The organism is Pseudarthrobacter sp. KH_020_B, assembly GCF_057840185.1.
In genome coordinates this window covers 2,178,674-2,195,683 of the sequence record NZ_CM174506.1, presented here as the reverse complement: position 1 = coordinate 2,195,683, position 17,010 = coordinate 2,178,674, and the positions used below count along the sequence as shown (strand labels likewise).

The 17,010-nt window shown below is 63.2% G+C and carries 15 protein-coding genes; 10 read left to right on the top strand and 5 right to left on the bottom strand.

What is annotated here, in order from left to right; translation table 11 throughout:
* The first annotated feature begins 161 nt into the window (after positions 1-161).
* Entirely contained in the window at positions 162-1,199 is a 1,038-nt protein-coding gene (locus AC3IT0_RS10065; protein WP_489323540.1) for a DUF2293 domain-containing protein, read from the top strand.
* Here AC3IT0_RS10065 and AC3IT0_RS10060 read toward each other — a convergent pair.
* Positions 1,114-1,551, bottom strand: a complete 438-nt coding sequence (locus tag AC3IT0_RS10060) for a DUF2399 domain-containing protein (RefSeq protein WP_489323766.1) — start codon at positions 1,549-1,551, stop codon at positions 1,114-1,116. The genes AC3IT0_RS10065 and AC3IT0_RS10060 overlap by 86 nt on opposite strands.
* Before the next feature lie 893 nt (positions 1,552-2,444).
* On the opposite strand from AC3IT0_RS10060, the gene AC3IT0_RS10055 reads away from it, so the two are divergent.
* Positions 2,445-2,696, top strand: coding sequence for a histidine phosphatase family protein (locus AC3IT0_RS10055; RefSeq protein ID WP_489323539.1), 252 nt, complete (start codon positions 2,445-2,447; stop codon positions 2,694-2,696).
* 171 nt (positions 2,697-2,867) lie between these two features.
* Here the strand turns inward: AC3IT0_RS10055 and AC3IT0_RS10050 are convergent, their stop codons facing one another.
* Complete coding sequence (locus AC3IT0_RS10050; RefSeq protein WP_489323538.1) at positions 2,868-3,788, bottom strand: LysR family transcriptional regulator; 921 nt, start codon at positions 3,786-3,788, stop codon at positions 2,868-2,870.
* A gap of 107 nt (positions 3,789-3,895) precedes the next feature.
* Here AC3IT0_RS10050 and mdlC point away from each other — a divergent pair, with 107 nt between their 5' ends.
* The 5 genes from mdlC (at position 3,896) to AC3IT0_RS10025 (ending at position 9,010) form a co-directional block, all read left to right on the top strand.
* Positions 3,896-5,485 carry a benzoylformate decarboxylase gene (gene mdlC / locus AC3IT0_RS10045; RefSeq protein WP_489323537.1) on the top strand — a complete coding sequence of 530 codons (1,590 nt, stop codon included), beginning with the start codon at positions 3,896-3,898 and terminating at the stop codon, positions 5,483-5,485.
* 104 nt (positions 5,486-5,589) lie between these two features.
* Entirely contained in the window at positions 5,590-6,243 is a 654-nt protein-coding gene (locus AC3IT0_RS10040) for a ketopantoate reductase family protein (protein ID WP_489323536.1), read from the top strand.
* A 168-nt stretch (positions 6,244-6,411) separates the two neighbouring features.
* A complete protein-coding gene (gene istA / locus AC3IT0_RS10035) occupies positions 6,412-7,935 on the top strand; it encodes an IS21 family transposase (RefSeq protein ID WP_489323535.1) in 1,524 nt (507 codons plus the stop codon).
* Positions 7,932-8,711: an IS21-like element helper ATPase IstB gene (istB, locus tag AC3IT0_RS10030; RefSeq protein WP_489320623.1), complete on the top strand. Its 780-nt coding sequence runs from the start codon at positions 7,932-7,934 to the stop codon at positions 8,709-8,711. Before istA ends, istB begins: the two co-directional genes overlap by 4 nt.
* Positions 8,712-8,869: 158 nt before the next feature.
* Positions 8,870-9,010 (top strand): ketopantoate reductase family protein, encoded by a 141-nt coding sequence (locus tag AC3IT0_RS10025; RefSeq protein WP_489323534.1) that lies wholly within the window; start codon positions 8,870-8,872, stop codon positions 9,008-9,010.
* Positions 9,011-9,503: 493 nt separating this feature from the next.
* Here the strand turns inward: AC3IT0_RS10025 and AC3IT0_RS10020 are convergent, their stop codons facing one another.
* The 3 genes from AC3IT0_RS10020 to AC3IT0_RS10010 all read right to left on the bottom strand — a co-directional run bounded on the left by AC3IT0_RS10020 (position 9,504) and on the right by AC3IT0_RS10010 (position 13,020).
* Positions 9,504-10,202, bottom strand: a complete 699-nt coding sequence (locus tag AC3IT0_RS10020) for a maleylpyruvate isomerase family mycothiol-dependent enzyme (protein WP_489323533.1) — start codon at positions 10,200-10,202, stop codon at positions 9,504-9,506.
* A 167-nt stretch (positions 10,203-10,369) separates the two neighbouring features.
* Entirely contained in the window at positions 10,370-11,845 is a 1,476-nt protein-coding gene (locus AC3IT0_RS10015) for an aldehyde dehydrogenase family protein (protein ID WP_489323532.1), read from the bottom strand.
* A 74-nt stretch (positions 11,846-11,919) separates the two neighbouring features.
* Positions 11,920-13,020: an NAD(P)-dependent alcohol dehydrogenase gene (locus tag AC3IT0_RS10010; RefSeq protein ID WP_489323531.1), complete on the bottom strand. Its 1,101-nt coding sequence runs from the start codon at positions 13,018-13,020 to the stop codon at positions 11,920-11,922.
* Between the two features lie 223 nt (positions 13,021-13,243).
* Between AC3IT0_RS10010 and AC3IT0_RS10005 the strand changes: the two genes are divergently transcribed.
* From AC3IT0_RS10005 to AC3IT0_RS09995, 3 genes are all read left to right on the top strand, one after another.
* Complete coding sequence (locus AC3IT0_RS10005) at positions 13,244-14,233, top strand: helix-turn-helix domain-containing protein (protein WP_489323530.1); 990 nt, start codon at positions 13,244-13,246, stop codon at positions 14,231-14,233.
* A gap of 214 nt (positions 14,234-14,447) precedes the next feature.
* Entirely contained in the window at positions 14,448-15,842 is a 1,395-nt protein-coding gene (locus AC3IT0_RS10000; protein WP_489323529.1) for an MFS transporter, read from the top strand.
* 217 nt (positions 15,843-16,059) lie between these two features.
* Complete coding sequence (locus AC3IT0_RS09995; RefSeq protein WP_489323528.1) at positions 16,060-16,971, top strand: LysR substrate-binding domain-containing protein; 912 nt, start codon at positions 16,060-16,062, stop codon at positions 16,969-16,971.
* The last annotated feature ends 39 nt before the right edge of the window (positions 16,972-17,010 follow it).

Here is a 17,010-nt window from a genome sequence, read left to right as displayed (position 1 = left end):
CGGCAGCGCCGACGGCGGCCGAGGGTCCGCCTCGCGGCCCTCTGGGACCAGGAGTAGGATTTAGCCCTGTTACGGCGCGGAGGTCAATCGTACGAACAACTCAGCGGAGGTCCGATCAAAAACGGGGGGCGCGGGAGCTCGCGAGGCGGTGATGGGAGAGCATGGCGCAATCAATCGAGCAGCGGGTCGCCCGGGCGGCTGGGGAGGCGTTGCAGGACCACGGCTACGTTGCGCCGGTCGACGTGCTCGTGGGAATGGGCTGGCTGCAGCCGGTGCACCGAGACCACTGGCGCCAGGGACGCATACCCTATCTCGAACTGGTGGTGCAGGTCGGCTTGGGCAAGGTCTCGACGGCGATGCGGGCATTGCCTCGCTGGGCCCATGAGCAGGGGTTGCAGCCCAGTGAGACCGACTACGTCGCCCGGACCCGCGGCCGCAAGACGCTGCGGTTCTCCGCCAGCGGCAGCCCGTCCATCGAGCGCGCATACCGTACGCATTGGGTCTCCCCGACACTGTCAGCGGCCAAACGCGAACGCGTCCAGGAGCAGGCCAGCCGGCCGCCGGACCTCGTCGTTGTCTCGCCGCTGAAGGATTGGACATGCACGGCGTGCGGCGGACACGGGGACTTGCTGCTAATGGAAGACGAGGCGCCGCTGTGCATGAGGTGCGCCGATCTCGACCACCTCACGTACCTGCCGTCCGGCATTACCACTCTGACGCGCCGGGCGCGCAAGGCCAGCGGCCTGTCGGCGGTAGTCGTGCGGTCCCGACGGCGCTACGAGCGACAAGGCGTCCTCGTCGAGGAGCAGGCGCTGGTGAATGCCGAGGCATCGTGCCTGGCCGACGCGGAGGCGCGCACCCGCCGTCGAGCTCGCGATGAGGAGCGACGCCGCGAGGCTGACAGCGAGCTCGCCGAACGGATGGCCGGGGAGATCAGCCGACTGCTGCCCGGATGTCCCCCTCAGCGTGCTGCCGCGATCGCCGCACACACCGCGGCACGGGGCAGCGGCCGGGTCGGCCGCACCGCTGCGGGCCAGCGCCTTGACCAAAAGGCGCTGGAGTTGGCGGTCGTAGCCTCCATACGCCACCAAGACACCGACTACGACGCACTGCTCATGGCCGGCGTGCCGCGGGACGAGGCCCGCGAGCGGGTCCGTGGAAAAGTAGGCGAGGTGCTCGACCACTGGGGTCGGGGCTGAAAACCGTTGGGGCCCACATCCCTTTGCTCTCGCGGTCACGGCCATACCCACGAGCGCTTGCCGCCAACACGTCCGCGGCAAGCAAGTTCGCCGCAGCCTCCTCCTCGAGGGCGAGGCCACATTCGGCCATGGCGACCGCCAGCTTCGGATCCCACGAGGATTCGGCTGGGTGTCCCGCCAGACGAAGCGAAGGCTTCCCGTCTCGCACAGCGGCACCGTAATCGGCGTCCGTGTAGCGCCACGGCATCCACTTCACGTACGCGCTGCGGGAGCGGGCGATCCGTAGACCTGCCCAATCAAAGTCACCGTGATACCGGCATTCCGTGCCTTCCCCGGCGAATCTTTTTAGCAGCTCGACTACCGCCGTGCTCGGCTGGTCCCGACAATCGCCGAATCAGCAGGACTGACGCCTGGGACGCCCAGGCACAGGACGGTTGAGGCCAGGTTCGACAACACGACTCCTGCAGCTGCCCAGACATCCCGGGGAGACGACTCTCGTTCCGAGGCCGCCTCGTCAGCAGGAACTCCGCCCGGACCACGGAGGCCCCCAGCCGGCCGTGCGGCCGAGAGACGTCCAGAGCGTGGGCATCACCCGTTGCTTGCCGGGCAAGGATGGCCAGCGGCTCCCCGTACGCGGCAGCATCTCAGCACCCCTGCCATTTTGCTCACCAGGGCCGCACCACCAACGGTCCCACCGCAACCGGGACCGCCGCGGGCAGGCCAAGGACTCCCCCTACCGGACAACGCCATAGCCCGCCGGGTCCCCGCACACCTCCCGGAACCAAAGCAGGAGGCAACCGTGCACAAAATGCACGCCATCCGGATACAAGGTCGAGATCACCCGACAGTACGACGAGTTCGCCAGCGTCACCGTAGGACATGACGAGGAAGCAGTCGTCATGGATCTTGGCCTGGACTGGTGGGAGAACTCACCCGCCATCATCGATATCGGACCGATACTCTCCCTGAAGGACTCGGTAGCATCCAAGCTGCTCGCCGTTTACTCGCGCGGATACGCCCGCGACTATCTCGACGCCTACTCCATCATCACCAGCACACGCTTCACACACCAGGAACTCATCAGGCTCTGCCAACGTCGAATCCGCATCTCTCCCCCACACAGATGCACGAGTTGCGGGAAGGGAATTTCGGAAGCTGGGAAGGCAACCAAATGCCTCCCTCTGGGGTCCGGTCTTCGGGGATCACGGATACACGTACGCACCAGCGTCACCAGACTGGCTGCGTATGACAGCCAACGGCTTCGACAGCGTCATTGACGCGGTTCACCGGCATGATCCGAGCGGCCGGGCGGAAACGTCCAGGCAGGTGAGCGTCCGGCTCGCAAAAGGACTCGACGTTGTCGTGGCGGCAGCTGAGCATTCGGCGCGCGCCGAATCCGGCGACGTGCTGGTGGTGACTCACGGCGCCGTCTTAGGGACCCTGCTCCGGCCACGTGGCTCCGACACATCTACTGCTGCCGGGTTTCCGAACTGCTGAATCGTCACCGTCTCCTGGGACGACGGTCACGTCATCGTCGGGGAAACAGACACCTCCTGCCCCCTCCGGGCATCGGCGTAACGCATTCGCCCACCAGTGCGACAAGGCCTTGAAGTGCCATCTCCGGCTGGTGGGCGAACTCTGCCGGCGATTTGGCCTGCAGCTCAATGCCTAACTAGAGCTCTGCACCTCTTGGAGCGTGTCACGGATGATGGCCCTAAACCATTCCATCGCCGGCCCAGGAGTGGTGCGGCGGTATGTGTACAGCGCGACGTCACCCGTGGGGGCTTCGAATGGGAGTCTGAACTTCTTGATCCGCCCGTCAGCTTCGAAGATCTGGGCAAGGAGCTCCGGCACGATGCTCAGATAGTCGGTGGCTGCCAGCACCTGGGGCAGTGCGGAAAAGTGTGGAAGTTTGATTGCTGCCGGCTGAACGTAATCCAACTCCCTCATCCGCTGTTGGATGTGCTCATGGCCCAACTGTTCGTTGACTACCACCTGCCGCTCCCGGAAGAACTGATCGAAGTCCGGCTCATCCCCGATGCGTGGATGTTCAGCGGAGCAGATGCCCCAGTACAACTGCTCCAGCAGATGGTCCCGAAACAGGTCCGGCGCGTCTATCCGAGGGGTGCAAATAGCGGCGTCCGCCTTTCCTTGCACCAGCTCTTCCCTCGCGGTTCCGTAATCGAGCGGAACGACTTCAAGTGAGATCGCGGGCGCCGCCTTCTGAATCGCTTTCAGGACGGCGGGAAGAAGTGCAATTTCCCCAATGTCTGTCATGAGCAGGCGGAAATGACGCGTGGATGTGGCCGGGCTGAACGTTGTGACACGACCCACGGCGTCATCTAACGATCCAAGGGCAAGGCGCACCTGCGGGTAAACCAGCGATGCGACCTGGGTGGGCTGCAGCCCCTGGGCACTCCGGAGGAAAAGTTCGTCGCGAAAGAGCTTCCGGAGCTTACCCAGGGCATAGCTCACGGACGGCTGGCTGACGTACAGCTCCTGCGCTGCCTTCGTGACACTGCGTGTGTCATAAATGTGGGCGAAGGTCCGCAGGAGATTGAGGTCGTAAGACTCGATCGGTTCTTTCATAGATCCAGTCTATGGAACTATCAAATTTATTTATTGGCTTTATGGAGTCGCCGTTCGTAGGCTTTTGGGGTGCGATGCCCACCAGCATGGAAATGAGGTTTCTGAACGTGAAGAAGACGGTACGCAGCGAAACGATGGAGATCCTGCGGCGGAACAACCTGACGACAATTTTCGGCAACCCTGGTTCCAACGAGCTGCCCTTCCTGCAGGACTTCCCCGAAGACTTCCAATACATTCTCGGGCTGCATGAGGGCGCCGTGATCTCGATGGCGGATGGGTTCGCGCAGGCTTCCGGGGGTGCGGCGTTCGTGAACCTTCATGCGGCGTCCGGATCCGGCAACGCGATGGGTGGACTGACCAACGCCGTCTACTCCCACTCTCCGCTGGTCATCACCGCCGGCCAGCAGGTGCGGTCAATGGTTGGGCTGGAGGCGATGCTGGCCAGCGTCGACGCGCCGTCCCTGCCGAAGCCGCTGGTGAAGTGGAGCGCCGAGCCGCTCTGTCCTGAGGATGTACCCCGGTCCATCAGCCAGGCCATTCACACAGCGTTGCTGCCGGCCAAGGGACCGGTGTACGTGTCGATTCCCTACGACGATTGGGACAAGGAGGCACCTGCGGAGACCCGGCACCTGGCCGGACGTACTTCTGTGGCTGCCCAGGAACTCCCGGCCGAACTCGCCCAGGACCTGGTGGAGCAGCTGAACAATGCCAAGAACCCGGTTTTGGTTCTCGGCCCGGAAGTGGACGCCGACAACGCTAACGAATTTGCCATCGAGCTTGCTGAGAAGCTTGCCGCACCCGTTTGGATCGCCCCGTCACCTTCGCGGTGCCCCTTTCCCACGCGTCACCGAAGTTTCCGCGGTGCGTTGCCAGCCTCCATTAAAGACATCTCACATATTCTCGGAGATCATGACCTGGTGCTGGTCGTCGGCGCGCCCGTATTCCGCTACCACCAGTACGTGCCGGGGCTATATCTGCAATCCGGTACCCGCATCATCCACCTGTCCGGGGATGCAGGCGAAGCTGCCCGGGCGCCCATGGGCGACTCGATTGTCACCTCAGTGCGCGGCAGCCTGCGCACCCTGGCGAAAGCCGTACAGCAGACAGGCCGCCCTCAACTGCCTGACCTGGCCGCCATCCCGGCAGCCTCCGAGGGATCGTTCAACGCTGTACATCCGGAGGCCGTGTTCGAGACACTGCGCACCACCGCGCCAAAGGACACTGTATATGTCAAGGAATCGACGTCGACTTCGGCAGCCTTCTGGCAGCAGATGGACCTCGATGGGCAAGGCAGCTATTTCTTCCCGGCATCCGGTGGCTTGGGATTCGGGTTGCCGGCCGCTGTCGGCGCCCAACTGGCGCACAAGGAACGCCGAGTCATCGGCATCATTGGTGATGGCTCAGCCAACTACGGCATCACTGCACTCTGGACCGCAGCCCAGTACAACGTCCCGTGCATTTTCCTCATCATGAAAAACGGAACGTACGGGGCGCTTCGCGGCTTCTCCAAACTGCTCGGTACAGGGGAGACTCCTGGATTGGACGTACCAGGACTGGACTTTGTCCAGATCGCCAATGGCTACGGCGTTGCCGCCGAATCGGTGAGCACCACAGCCTCGCTTAGAACTGCGCTCAACAAAGCCCTCGAGAGCAACCGGCCCTCGCTCATCGAGATAAATACCCAATTCGAAGGCTGACTCCGCAGCACGCGGGACTTGTGGCCTGACGGCACTGAGCGCCGCAGCGCTGGGCCGGAATCAATACTCTCAAAATCAAGCATTACGAAGCAAAGGTAAGTCAGATGAAAATAGGTGTTCTTGGTGCAGGTGCAATGGGCCAGCTTTTTGGTGGCCGGCTGCAATTGTCAGGCAACGATGTTTACTTCATTGACGCGGCACCTGCAACCATTCAAGCGCTCAATTCCCGTGGCATCACGGTGGAATCAGAGGGAGCAGCCAGCCACACACCTGTCAGGGCAGGAACGGCGGCGGACTTCAGTGAAACGCTCGAGCTCATCATCGTCTTGACCAAAAGCTTTCACACCGAGGCTGCTGTCGATTCCGTTCGGCACCTGATTTCCGGGACAACGTACGGTCTGACACTCCAAAACGGCCTTGGAAATGCCGACATCTTGGCGAGGGCATTCACGCCTGAGCGCACCTTGGCCGGAATTACTGACTTTCCCGCTGATCTTGAACAGCCGGGCCACATCATCACCGGACCCGGCGGGAAGGTGCGGGTAGGCACCTGGGCCGGCACGAAAGAACCGTTCCTCCAAAGGCTGGTGGATATCCTGAACAAAGCAGGACTGAATGCTTCCGCCGAGAAAGCCATCCAGGAACCCATCTGGGAAAAGCTTGCCTTCAACGCCGCCCTGAATACCCTTAGCGCCGTGACCGGACAAACCGTAGGCCAAATTGGAGCGATGTTAGCGGCCATGAAAAACTGCCCATAGGCGGCCACGGAAGTGCCCACTGATGGCCAGCAAAAGTGCCCATTGGTGGCCATGAGATCTGCCCATTCTTTTTTCTAGCATCGCCGTGTTCTTAACGGCGGGAGCCCCTTCCTGGGGTTTTGATGTCGGTGTCTAGTCGCACCAAACCACATCAGGAAGAGGCTCTGTATGAAGTCTGACGGAGAAATCATGGAAATTCTTGAAGCGTACGATCTTACGCAGTCGTTGCGCGCCGCGGCGCAGCTCGCGGGTTGTTCCCACCACACGGTGGCCAAGCACGTCGCCGCCCGTGACGCCGGGCGGCCGCTGGCGGAGCCGGTGGCCCGGGACAGGGTTACCGATGAATTCCTGCCCAAGATCGAGCAGTGGGTCGATGCCACGAAGGGCCGGATCCGGGCTGATATCGCCCACGCAAAACTGGTCGGGATGGGCTATGAGGGATCGGAGCGCTCCACCCGCCGGGCGGTGGCCCAGGTCAAGGCGGCATGGAAGCTGGGACGGGTGCGGGTGCACCGGCCATGGGTGACCGAGCCAGGCGGCTGGCTGCAATATGATTTCGGGGACGGCCCCTATATTGACGGGGTGAAGACCGTGTTGTTCGTGGCCTGGCTGGCCTGGTCGAGGTTCAGGATTGTGATCGCGCTGCGGGACCGGACGGCGCCGTCTGTGTTTGCCGCCCTGGATCGGTCTTTCCGGCTGATTGGGGGTGTCACGACTTACATCCTCACTGACAACGAGAAAACAGTGACGGTTTCCCATGTCGCCGGCGTTCCGGTGCGCAACCAGCAGACCGTTGATTTCGCCCGCCACTACGGGGTGACGGTGTTGACCTGCCAGCCGGCGGATCCTGCCTCAAAGGGCGGGGTGGAGTCGTCGGTGAAGGTTGCCAAGGCCGATCTCGTGCCCAAGGACACGAACCTGCTCCCGGAGTATGGGTCCTTCGCCGAGGTGGAGGCCGCCTGCGAGGCATTCATGGCCCACATCAACGCCCGCGAGCACCGGACGACCAAGCGCAAGCCCGCTGTCATGCTTGCCGAGGAGGCCCTGCGCCTGCACCGGGTCCCGGAAACAGCGCACACGGTCTCCTTCGGCCTGGCCCGGACCGTGCCGCCGAACACGCCCATGGTCACCTTCAACAACGCCATGTATTCCGTGCCGTCCCATCTGCTCGGGGCGCGGGTGTTTGTCCGCGCCCACGGCACCGGCCCGGACGAGCAGGTCATCATCGTCCACCACGGCGCGCACGGCCCCGTTGAGGTGGCACGCCATGGCCGGGCACGGCCCGGGAGCCCGGCGGTCAACGACGAGCATTTTCCCGGATATGTGGAGAAAATCCCCGGGGACTACACGCCACGGGCCCGCACCGGGGCCGAGGCAGAGTTTTTGGCCATCGGCGGCGGCGCCGTGGCCTGGCTGAAGGAAGCCGCCGCGGTCGGCACGTCCCGGATGAACGTGAAGATGGCCGAGGCCGTGTCCCTGGCAAAGATCGCCGGCGTCATCGACGTTGACCGGGCCCTGGGCACGGCCGCGATCCACGGCCGCTTCGCTCACGGCGACCTCTCCTCGATCCTGCAGGCTGGCCGGGCCAGCACCATCACGCACGCGGCCAGGGAGGAAACCTCCCTGACCCAGGGCACCGGCGCCTGGGCCGCCATCACCACCACCACCATCGTCAGTGAGGACAAGCAGTGACCCCGATCAACACCACCGCCGCGCCCCTGCCCGCGGACGTTGAAGCCATGATGCGTTCCTTGAAGATGCCCCACGCCCGTGCCCTGGCGCCGGAACTGATGGCCACGGCCCGCGCCCAGCGCTGGGAACCAGTGGAAGTCATCAAGGCCCTCTTCGCCGAGGAAGTCAGCGGCCGGGCGCGCTCCATGCTCGCCACCCGGCGCAAGGCCGCCGGGTTCCCGACCGGGAAAACCTTCGATGCCTGGGACCCCGGCGCTTCCTCGATCCCGGCGCCGACGCAACAGGCCCTGCGGACCCTGGAATGGATCCGCCGCGGGGAAAACCTCGTCGTCTGCGGGCCCTCCGGGACAGGAAAGACGTTCTTCCTTGAAGCCCTGGGCCAGCAAGCCGTGGAAGAAGGCTTGCGCGTGGCCTGGTTCCGGCTCGAGGACCTCGGCCAACTCATCCGCGCCCACCGCACCGACGACTCCGTCACCCGGGCCATCAACCGGGTGCTACGTGCCGATTTGGTGGTGGTCGATGACATCGGGCTCCTCGCCGTCGGTGCGGACGCCGCCGAGGGACTCTACCGGGTCGTGGACGCTGCCTACGAGAAACGCTCCATCGCGATTTCCTCCAACCTGCACCCCGCCGGCTTTGACGAGCTCATGCCCAAAACCCTGGCGACGGCAACCGTGGACAGACTGCTGCACCACGCCCACATCTGCCAGACCAGCGGCGACTCCGTCAGGCTGACGCAGGCCCTGGCCGGAAAGGGAGTGACACAACTGAGTTAAATCACTGGAACGGAATGGCCACCCACAAACCTATATTTGCGGGCAGATCTCATGGCCATGTCCGGGCATTTATATTGGCCACCAGCGGGCAGAAGACCTGGCCGCTGGTGGGCAGAAAGTAATGGCCCTTGACAGAGCGAGGTGAGCATAAGACCTCTATGCTCCAAGACCGGGAGGCAGGGCGCCGTACGGAGGCTGACTACATCGGCGGGGCAATTGTTCGTCTCGGCGAGCAATCAGGCGTCTCTGCTCCCGTGCTCAACGCACTGACAACACTCGCGTCCGCGCCGATCCAGTAGCACAATCCGCGCACCGCTGGCGGCTGAAACCCAACCGAGGCATGAATTTGTCCAGAACGCGTCAGTGCCGTGTATGTGTGCTCGAGTCCGCAGGGACTCCAGCCTCGCACTGCACTGACCCCGAACTGGCCGGCCAAACGGCAAAGATACCGATACGAGCTGAATTTAGGGAAACCACGAAGCATCGCATTCGCAGCTGGCTGAGGAAGAAACGGCCTGCGTCGCGTCCGTCATTGAATTCCCTGAGACGTGTATCCAAGAATGTCCGGGTGGATCTGGCTGGACGCCGTGGCGTGGTAGGTCCGTCTCTTTGTGAGCTTCGCTCCCAAGACTCAAGGCCGGATCTATTCCAGCTTCTATTCACTGCCCACGCGTGCGCCGTCAAGACTGCCCAGTCGCCGGCACGTCCCAGGCATTGAGTCTTTGGGCTGATCCGACCCGGCCGTGGTCTGTATGCTGGGCGAGCTGAAGATGGGCACTCGGGATACGGGGCTTACCAGGACGGGAGGATGGGCAGTGGTCCGTCAGCCTCTACGTTGTCGGTGACACCTCGGGCCAGCCATTCGAGCAATCCCTCTCTGTCGGACGAGACGTGCAGGGCGCCGTCGCCGATCACCCACTCGTCGCGTTCCTCCGTCATGAGGGTCATCCCCGGCGCCCCTTGGGCGCGCATCGTTCGCACGGCGGCTTCCAAGGCGTTGAGTACCGAGTCCGGGTCCGCTTCCTCTATGGTCCATGCGGTGTCGAGGTCGTGGTGGTGCACCACGACCTCGGCGATCCGCAACGCCACAATGGACGTCGCGGGAATCTGCTTGCCGTTCAGGTGCACTTCCTCGACGGCGATCTCCCCGCCGAGCCGGAGGGCCTGTTCGGCGAAATAGGCGGAGGACTGGCGGACTTTGCCGAGCAGTTCCTGGCGGGGCAGGCTGGCCAGCTCGGCTATCTCCCGGGCGCGGGCCTCCTGCGAGGCATAAAGTTGTTGCTCTTCGCCGGAGGTTGCCCAGTCGATGAGCTTGACCAAGGCCTGGCCGTTCGAGGCGATGTGGGCGATGACATCTGCCCGCGTCCAACCCTTGCACAAGGATGGAGCGGCCATTTCGTCGTCGGACAGAGACTCTAGGGTGGCCATGAACATGTCGGTCTCCCGGCCGAGGCGGGACAGGTCCGAGTGCAGGTGTGCGGGGTTGATCATGAATTCACCTTATCCATTGGCCTGGGTGCCGGCTGGCAATCCGGGCCGCTGATTCATACTGAAATCGTACCGATCCATACGGTTCGTGATGGCTGACTGTGGCACTGTGAAAACGGGAAGTGCCCCGCCGGTGCATGCTAAAGCATGCATCGGCGGGGCAACCGGCATCAGAGGCGCTTGACTCCAACCGTGTGGTCGGTGGTGAACTCGGCTATGGCCCAGTCGCCGTTGAACCGGCCCAGACCGGAGTTACCCTCGCCGCCGAACGGCACGTGCGATTCGTCGTGGACGGGCATCTCATTGATATGGGTCATGCCGGCCTTGATGCCCAGGGCGAACCGCACGCCGCGTTCGAGGTCCTGGGTGAACACGGAACTCGAGAGTCCAAATTCACTGGCGTTTGCCAATTCCAGTGCGTGGTCCTCGTCGTTGGCTTTGATGATGCCCACCAAGGGGCCGAAGATCTCCTCGCGGGCGATCTCCATGTCGGCCCTGACGTCGGCGAACACGTGCGGCGGGACAATCCGTCCAGTGATTTCCCCTTCAAGGACGGTGCGGGCGCCCTCGGCTTTGGCTGTTGCGATTTTCGTTTTCAGCCCTTCGAGCTGGCTGTCGTTGACCACTGGCCCCACCAAGTTCTGCTCGGACGCTGGGTCGCCGAAGGGGACACTGGATGCCGCGGCGGTGAACTGCGCGACGAATTCATCGTAGAGCGGGGCCTCGACAATGATCCGGTTGACCGCCATGCAGATCTGTCCCTGATGCAGGAACTTGCCCAACACGGCAGCTTCCACTGCAGCATCCAGATTGGCATCCGCCAGGACCACCAGGGGTGCGTTACCGCCGAGTTCCAAAGCCACGTGCTTAAGGTGCTTTCCACCGGCGGCGAGTTTGCCAACATTCTGCCCGATCGGCGTCGAACCCGTGAAGGATATCAACCCGGGCACGGGATGGGTGACGAAGTCATCGCCGATCTCGGAACCGGCGCCCACCACCACATTCAGCACTCCGGCCGGCAATCCAGCCTCCTCGAAGATCCTGGCGAGGATCAGCCCGCCGGTAACGGGAGTGTCACTGGCCGGCTTGATGACGACGGCGTTGCCGAGGGCGAGGGCCGGGGCAACTGAACGCTCGGACAAGTGGAGCGGGAAGTTCCACGGGCTGATGACGCCGACGACGCCGATGGGGCGGCGGTAGACGCGCAATTCTTTGCCGGGCGTATTGGATTCGACGATGCGACCGTATACGCGGGTGGGAAAGGAAGACGCCTCCAGCGTGATCCCGGCGGCCAGGGAGACCTCGACCTGGGCCTTGCCCACGGTGGAACCTGACTCTTTGATGAGCCATTCGACAATTTCCTCGCGGCGCTCCTCCAGGATCTGCGCTGCCCGGAGAATTACTTGGCGGCGGGCGGCGGGCGGTTGGGCGGCCCACTCCTTTTGGGCGGCTTCGGCAGCCCGATATGCCTCGTCCAGGTCCTGCTTGTTGGCCTGGCGGATGGAAGCCAGCACTGAGTCGTCATAAGGATTCGTGACAGTCAGGGTGTTCCCGGATCTTCCGTCACGCCACGTCCCGCCGATGAACTGCTGGGTGACGGGCTGGCCGGCAAACGTTGCTGTGGTTTCCAAGGTGGTTGTCGTCATGGTTTTGCTCCTGAAGGATTCGTATTTTGGCAAACGCGGGCTGGGGGCGTCCCCTGGGTGGGGTCCGCCGCTGGTCAGAAGACCAGGACAGGCTTGATGACTTCGCCGGATTCGGAGGCGTCAAAAGCCTCGTTGATGTCGGCAAATGCAAACGTTTTGGTCAACTTTTCGAGCGGGAACTTTCCTTGCTGCCAGAGCCGGATGAGCTGGGGAATGAACACCTGGGGCACGGAGTCTCCTTCGATGATGGTGCGGAAGTTCCATCCCTTGAGCAACGAACCACCAATTTCGAAGGACACCTCCGTTCCCGGTGCCGGGGCACCAACGAGCGCAACCGTTCCACCGGTCCCCAGGATGTCTGCAGCCTGGCGCAGGACGGCGGGAATACCAGTTGTGTCCAGGGCATAATCGACACCGAGCCCGCCGGTGATCTGGGCTATCTCCGCTGCCACGTCCATCGAGCGGCTGTTGATGGCGTGGGTGGCCCCCAACTCCTTTGCGGTGGCAAGCCGGGACTCAACAATGTCGACCGCAACAATGGTTGTCGCACCCAGAGCGGCGGCGGCCATAAGAGCTGCGCAGCCGACAGCACCGGTGCCAAAAACAACAATGCTGGAACCGGGGCGAACGTCCAAAGAATTGATAACAGCGCCAGCCCCCGTCTGCAGGCCACAACCAAGTGGTCCGAGTAACTCCAACGGAAGGTTCCTGTCCACCTTTACGACGCTGCGGACAGCAACGTTGACATGGGTGGCGAAGGACGATTGACCAAAGAAGTGCGAGGAGACGGCGGATTCGCCGTCCTTCAAGGCGGTGGAACCGTCGGGACGTGCGCCGGCGAAATTGCGGCCAAAGAACTCGCTGCAATACGCGGGGCGCCCCGTCAGGCACTGCCCGCATACTCCACAGGAATTGGCGGAAAGAACCACAGAGTCTCCGACGGCGACGGAGGTCACCAAGGAGCCGACCGCCTCTACAACCCCTGCCCCCTCGTGCCCGAGAACCGCCGGCAACGGCGTGGGGTAGACCTGGTCGCGGACGATCGCGTCGGTGTGACAGACGCCGGTTGCGACGAGCTTCACCCTGACCTCGTCGGGGCGGGGCTCATCCAGGGAGAGTTGGACGATCTCGAAAGGGGCTTTGGGCGCGGTAGCGAGGGCAGCAGTGACCTTCATTGGAATGGCTCCTCAGGGGTAAGGCTTGAATAGGCGGAAGCTGACACGTGCGGCGCACGGGATTGGGTCGACGGCGGTGAGCGGCTTTCGGGGCCAAGGACCCGACGCTGGGCCTTGCAGTCGTCAAGCGTTCGGTTGCCGCAGAGAGTCCGTGTATCCGGAGCGGTGCCTATACTGTGACACGTAGCACAACGGGCGGGGTTGTCCCCAGGCGACATGCAGGTTGTCGATTGACGCCATCCTCGCCGCACACAAGGAGGTGCCGTGCATGACGGTGGGTTTGATAGCTGACGCGTGGTATCACGACATGGAGTCGACGTTCGGCGGGCTTGAGGTGGTGGCTCTTGGGGGTTCCGCTGGGCAGGTTTCCGGTGCGCTGGCGGCGAAGGAACTGGGCAAGGTCGGCATATACGGAATTTCGGGCACCCCACAGCAACTCGTCCGGTCACCCCGTGCAGTACGCCAGTCTCCAACGGAGTTACTCAAGGTGTGCGCGATGCGCCGCGGGCGCTGCATCATCGAGCAGTCTGGACGCGAGCTGACGGTCGCACCCGGGGAATTTGGCCTTTACGACACGGCGGTGCCCTACCGCCTCACCTTCCAAGACGTCTGGCAATGCGAGGTCATGACGGCTCCTTCAGCGTCCCTGGGCGCGCCACGTGCAGCCGTTGACGAAGCACGGTCGCACCCCTGGTCGGCCATGACGGGGGCCGGGACGGTGCTGGCGCAGTTCATCAGTGCCTGCACGTCCATGACTGTCCCCGCACCGGCAGCGTGGAACCACCTGGCCTCGGCCGGTGAAGCACTGCTGGCCAGTGTAGTCCTGCAGGATTATGAACCCGGCTCCGAGGACATGGCTGAGTTCCTCCGGCATGAAATCGAGTCTTATGTCGATCGAAACCTGCAGGACCCGAACCTGGGCCTGCAGCAGATCGCTTCCGCGCATCACGTCTCCGTGCGTACGGTTCAGCGGCTGTTCGCAGGAAGCGGCACGGGGCTGACCGGGCTGATCCGCAAGAGTCGCCTGCAGTCCGTCCATCGCGACCTTGCTGATTACCGCAATACCCACATCACCATCGCAGAAGTAGCTGCGAGATGGTGCATCCACGACGCCCAGTGGCTCGCCAGGGCTTTCAAATCCGAGTTCGGTATGTCGCCGTCGGAGTTCCGCAAAGCCTTCGTGGCGCGTACAAACAGCGAATCTGCGCTGTAGACGCAGTCTTTCGCTGGCAGCAGCACCTACTCTTTCCGAAATATGGCTAGACATATCTGATTGATATCTTGAAAGTATGGATCACACCCCGGCCCAATCCCGGGTATTTGCCGCATATGGCGGCCGTCACACCTCTGGAACACTGGAGCAAAGCCAAGGGATGCAGGTTCACCCCACGGCATTACTTCCATGCTCCGTCAGAGAGGACAGGCATATGGCTACGCTCCACACCGTCATCGCCGAAGACCCGCGCAAAGAGGCGCGCACCGCAAACTGGGTGGCCTTCGTCATCTGCACCGCACTGTTATTCGATGGCTACGACCTTGTTGTGTACGGCACGGTCCTGCCGGGACTGCTCGCCGACCCAAGCCAGATTGGTGCCTTCGATGCCGCTACCGCCGGTCTCTTGGGATCGTGGGCGCTCGTTGGCGTGCTGGTCGGATCATTGATCTGCGGCGCGGTCGGCGACTTCTTCGGCCGCCGCCGACTCATGCTCCTAGGCATCGCCTGGTTCTCGGTTGGGATGTTCGTCACGGCGCTGACCACAACCGTAGCGTCCTTCGGCGCTTTGCGTTTCATCACGGGCGTGGGCCTCGGTGTCGTCATCGCCACCGCAGGCGCCACCATGGCAGAGTTCGCGCCAGCCGGCCGGCGACAGTTCTACAACGCGATCGTCTACTCTGGTGTCCCCGCTGGCGGTGTGTTCGCCTCCGTCATGGGCATTCTGCTCCTCAATAACATTGGATGGCGCGGACTGTTCATGATCGGCGCGCTCCCCCTCGTCCTGCTCGTGCCCATCGCCTGGTTCAAGCTTCCGGAGTCCCCTCGCTGGCTGCTGGCCCGCGGCCGTGAGGATGAGGCCCTGGCTGCTGCGCAGCGGACCGGCGTTTCGCTCCTTGAAGAACAGGTCATTCGGCAGCTAGGCGCAGCCCCGCAGAAGTCTGGCTTCGCGGCGGTGTTTTCCAAACAGTTCGCAGTGGCTTCCGTACTTCTGGGCTTGATGTCTTTCTCCGGCCTGCTGCTGACCTACGGCTTGAACACCTGGCTGCCGAAAATCATGGAGGGATACGGCTACGGGCGGACATACGCACTTTTCTTCCCCTTGGCGTTGAACCTCGGCGCTGTGGCGGGAGGTTTGCTGCTCTCGCGCTTCGCTGACAAGGCGGGTCCCCAGCGGGTCATAGCCAGCACCTTCGTGCTGGCCACGATCACCCTGGTGCTGATGACCTTCGGCTTCCCACTGCCGATGTTGTTCCTGTGCATCGCCATCGCCGGAGTGGGCACCCTCGGCACCCAGGTGCTGGTTTACGGTTTCCAGTCCAACTACTTCACCACCAACGCCCGGGCGGCCGGTGTGGCCTGGTGTGCCAGCGTGGGCCGCTTGGGCGGCATTCTCGGACCAATCATCGGCGGCTGGCTGGCAGCGGCGGGAATCGGAGGCGCCACCGCGTTCTACATCTACGGCGGCGTCGCCCTGCTGGGAGCGGTCGTCACGGTTCTGGTCCCCCGTCAGCGAAAGCTGGAAGAAGCAGAGCACAAGGCCGAAGAGATTGTGGAGTACTCCGCCGAAGGGGAGCTCAGCTCCGCCACTCCCCCGGTCCGCCTTTGACCCAGCGCGGCCGGCCGCTGCCATAAAAAAGTCGAGGTCCACGGAGAGGGTGCCCAGGCCAGGTCTGGGCACCCTCTCCGTTGCTTTCGTGCTGGGCAGGCGTGCCGAGCCTGCCATTATGTCTGATGAATACAAGAGTGGTCGGCTTTATACTTGATTCGGGAATCAATGGGGTCCGCGCCTGACCGGAGGCGCCATACGGAGGGACGGCAAACCAATGGAGATCAGGCAGCTGAACTACTTTATTGCCGTTGCGGAGGAACGCCACTTCGGCCGTGCGGCCAAACGCCTGCACATGGCCCAGCCACCCTTGTCCCAGCAGATACGGCAGCTGGAAGAGCAATTGGGTGTGCGCTTGCTGAACCGCACCACCCGGAGGGTGGAACTTACGGCCGCCGGGCAGGCGTTGCTGGACCGGGGGCGGCAGATCGTTAATGCGGTCGGAACTCTCCGTGCTGACGTATACCAGGTCGGACAAGGCGCATCCGGTGTTCTTCGCGTGGGGTTCTCCGGCTCAGCGACCTACGGAGTCATGCCCCCTATCGTCCGACGCGCCAAGCAGGTACTCCCTGGGCTGTCGCTGAATCTACACGGCGAGATGCTCACCCCTGCGATGGAGGCCGGCCTGCGGGATGGCACCTTGGATGCGGCCCTGTTGCGCCCGCCCATCGCCTCCCAGGACATCGAATACCGCATCGTTACACGCGAGCCGCTCATCTTGGCGTTGCCGTCCTTCAGCGCTCTGGCCATGGACCGGCCAGTGGCCGTACACGAACTCCAGGACCAGGAATTTGTCTCCTACCCGCCGGAGTCGGTGCTATACCGGACAACCGCAGGACTCTGCCGCGAGGCAGGTTTCCAGCCACGCATCACCCAAGTAATCAGTGAGACGTCCACGATGCTCTCCTTTGTGGCAGCCGGTAGTGGCGTTGCCATCCTTCCAGCGAGCGTCCGTGCCCTGCAGCTCGAGGGCGTCGTTTACCGCGATATCGAACAGGCCCCCGAAGTGGAGCTGGCCGTGGCTTGGCGGCGTGAGGACCGCTCATCACTGCTCCAAAGCTTCCTGGATGTCGTGGACTCCGCGACCAAAAACCTACCCAACCGTAATCCCAGCCCTCCCGGAACCTGATACGGGCCGCCGGCGGTGCAGTGCCAGGTGGTATGCGCC

Excerpts from the sequence above, each read along its gene's own strand:
- AC3IT0_RS10065 (WP_489323540.1), top strand. The coding sequence starts at position 162 with ATGGCGCAATCAATCGAGCAGCGGGTCGCCCGGGCGGCTGGGGAGGCG.
- AC3IT0_RS10055 (WP_489323539.1), top strand. The coding sequence starts at position 2,445 with ATGACAGCCAACGGCTTCGACAGCGTCATTGACGCGGTTCACCGGCAT.
- AC3IT0_RS10050 (WP_489323538.1), bottom strand. The coding sequence starts at position 3,788 with ATGAAAGAACCGATCGAGTCTTACGACCTCAATCTCCTGCGGACCTTC.
- AC3IT0_RS10040 (WP_489323536.1), top strand. The coding sequence starts at position 5,590 with ATGAAAATAGGTGTTCTTGGTGCAGGTGCAATGGGCCAGCTTTTTGGT.
- istA (WP_489323535.1), top strand. The coding sequence starts at position 6,412 with ATGAAGTCTGACGGAGAAATCATGGAAATTCTTGAAGCGTACGATCTT.
- AC3IT0_RS10025 (WP_489323534.1), top strand. The coding sequence starts at position 8,870 with ATGCTCCAAGACCGGGAGGCAGGGCGCCGTACGGAGGCTGACTACATC.
- AC3IT0_RS10020 (WP_489323533.1), bottom strand. The coding sequence starts at position 10,202 with ATGATCAACCCCGCACACCTGCACTCGGACCTGTCCCGCCTCGGCCGG.
- AC3IT0_RS10015 (WP_489323532.1), bottom strand. The coding sequence starts at position 11,845 with ATGACGACAACCACCTTGGAAACCACAGCAACGTTTGCCGGCCAGCCC.
- AC3IT0_RS10010 (WP_489323531.1), bottom strand. The coding sequence starts at position 13,020 with ATGAAGGTCACTGCTGCCCTCGCTACCGCGCCCAAAGCCCCTTTCGAG.
- AC3IT0_RS10000 (WP_489323529.1), top strand. The coding sequence starts at position 14,448 with ATGGCTACGCTCCACACCGTCATCGCCGAAGACCCGCGCAAAGAGGCG.
- AC3IT0_RS09995 (WP_489323528.1), top strand. The coding sequence starts at position 16,060 with ATGGAGATCAGGCAGCTGAACTACTTTATTGCCGTTGCGGAGGAACGC.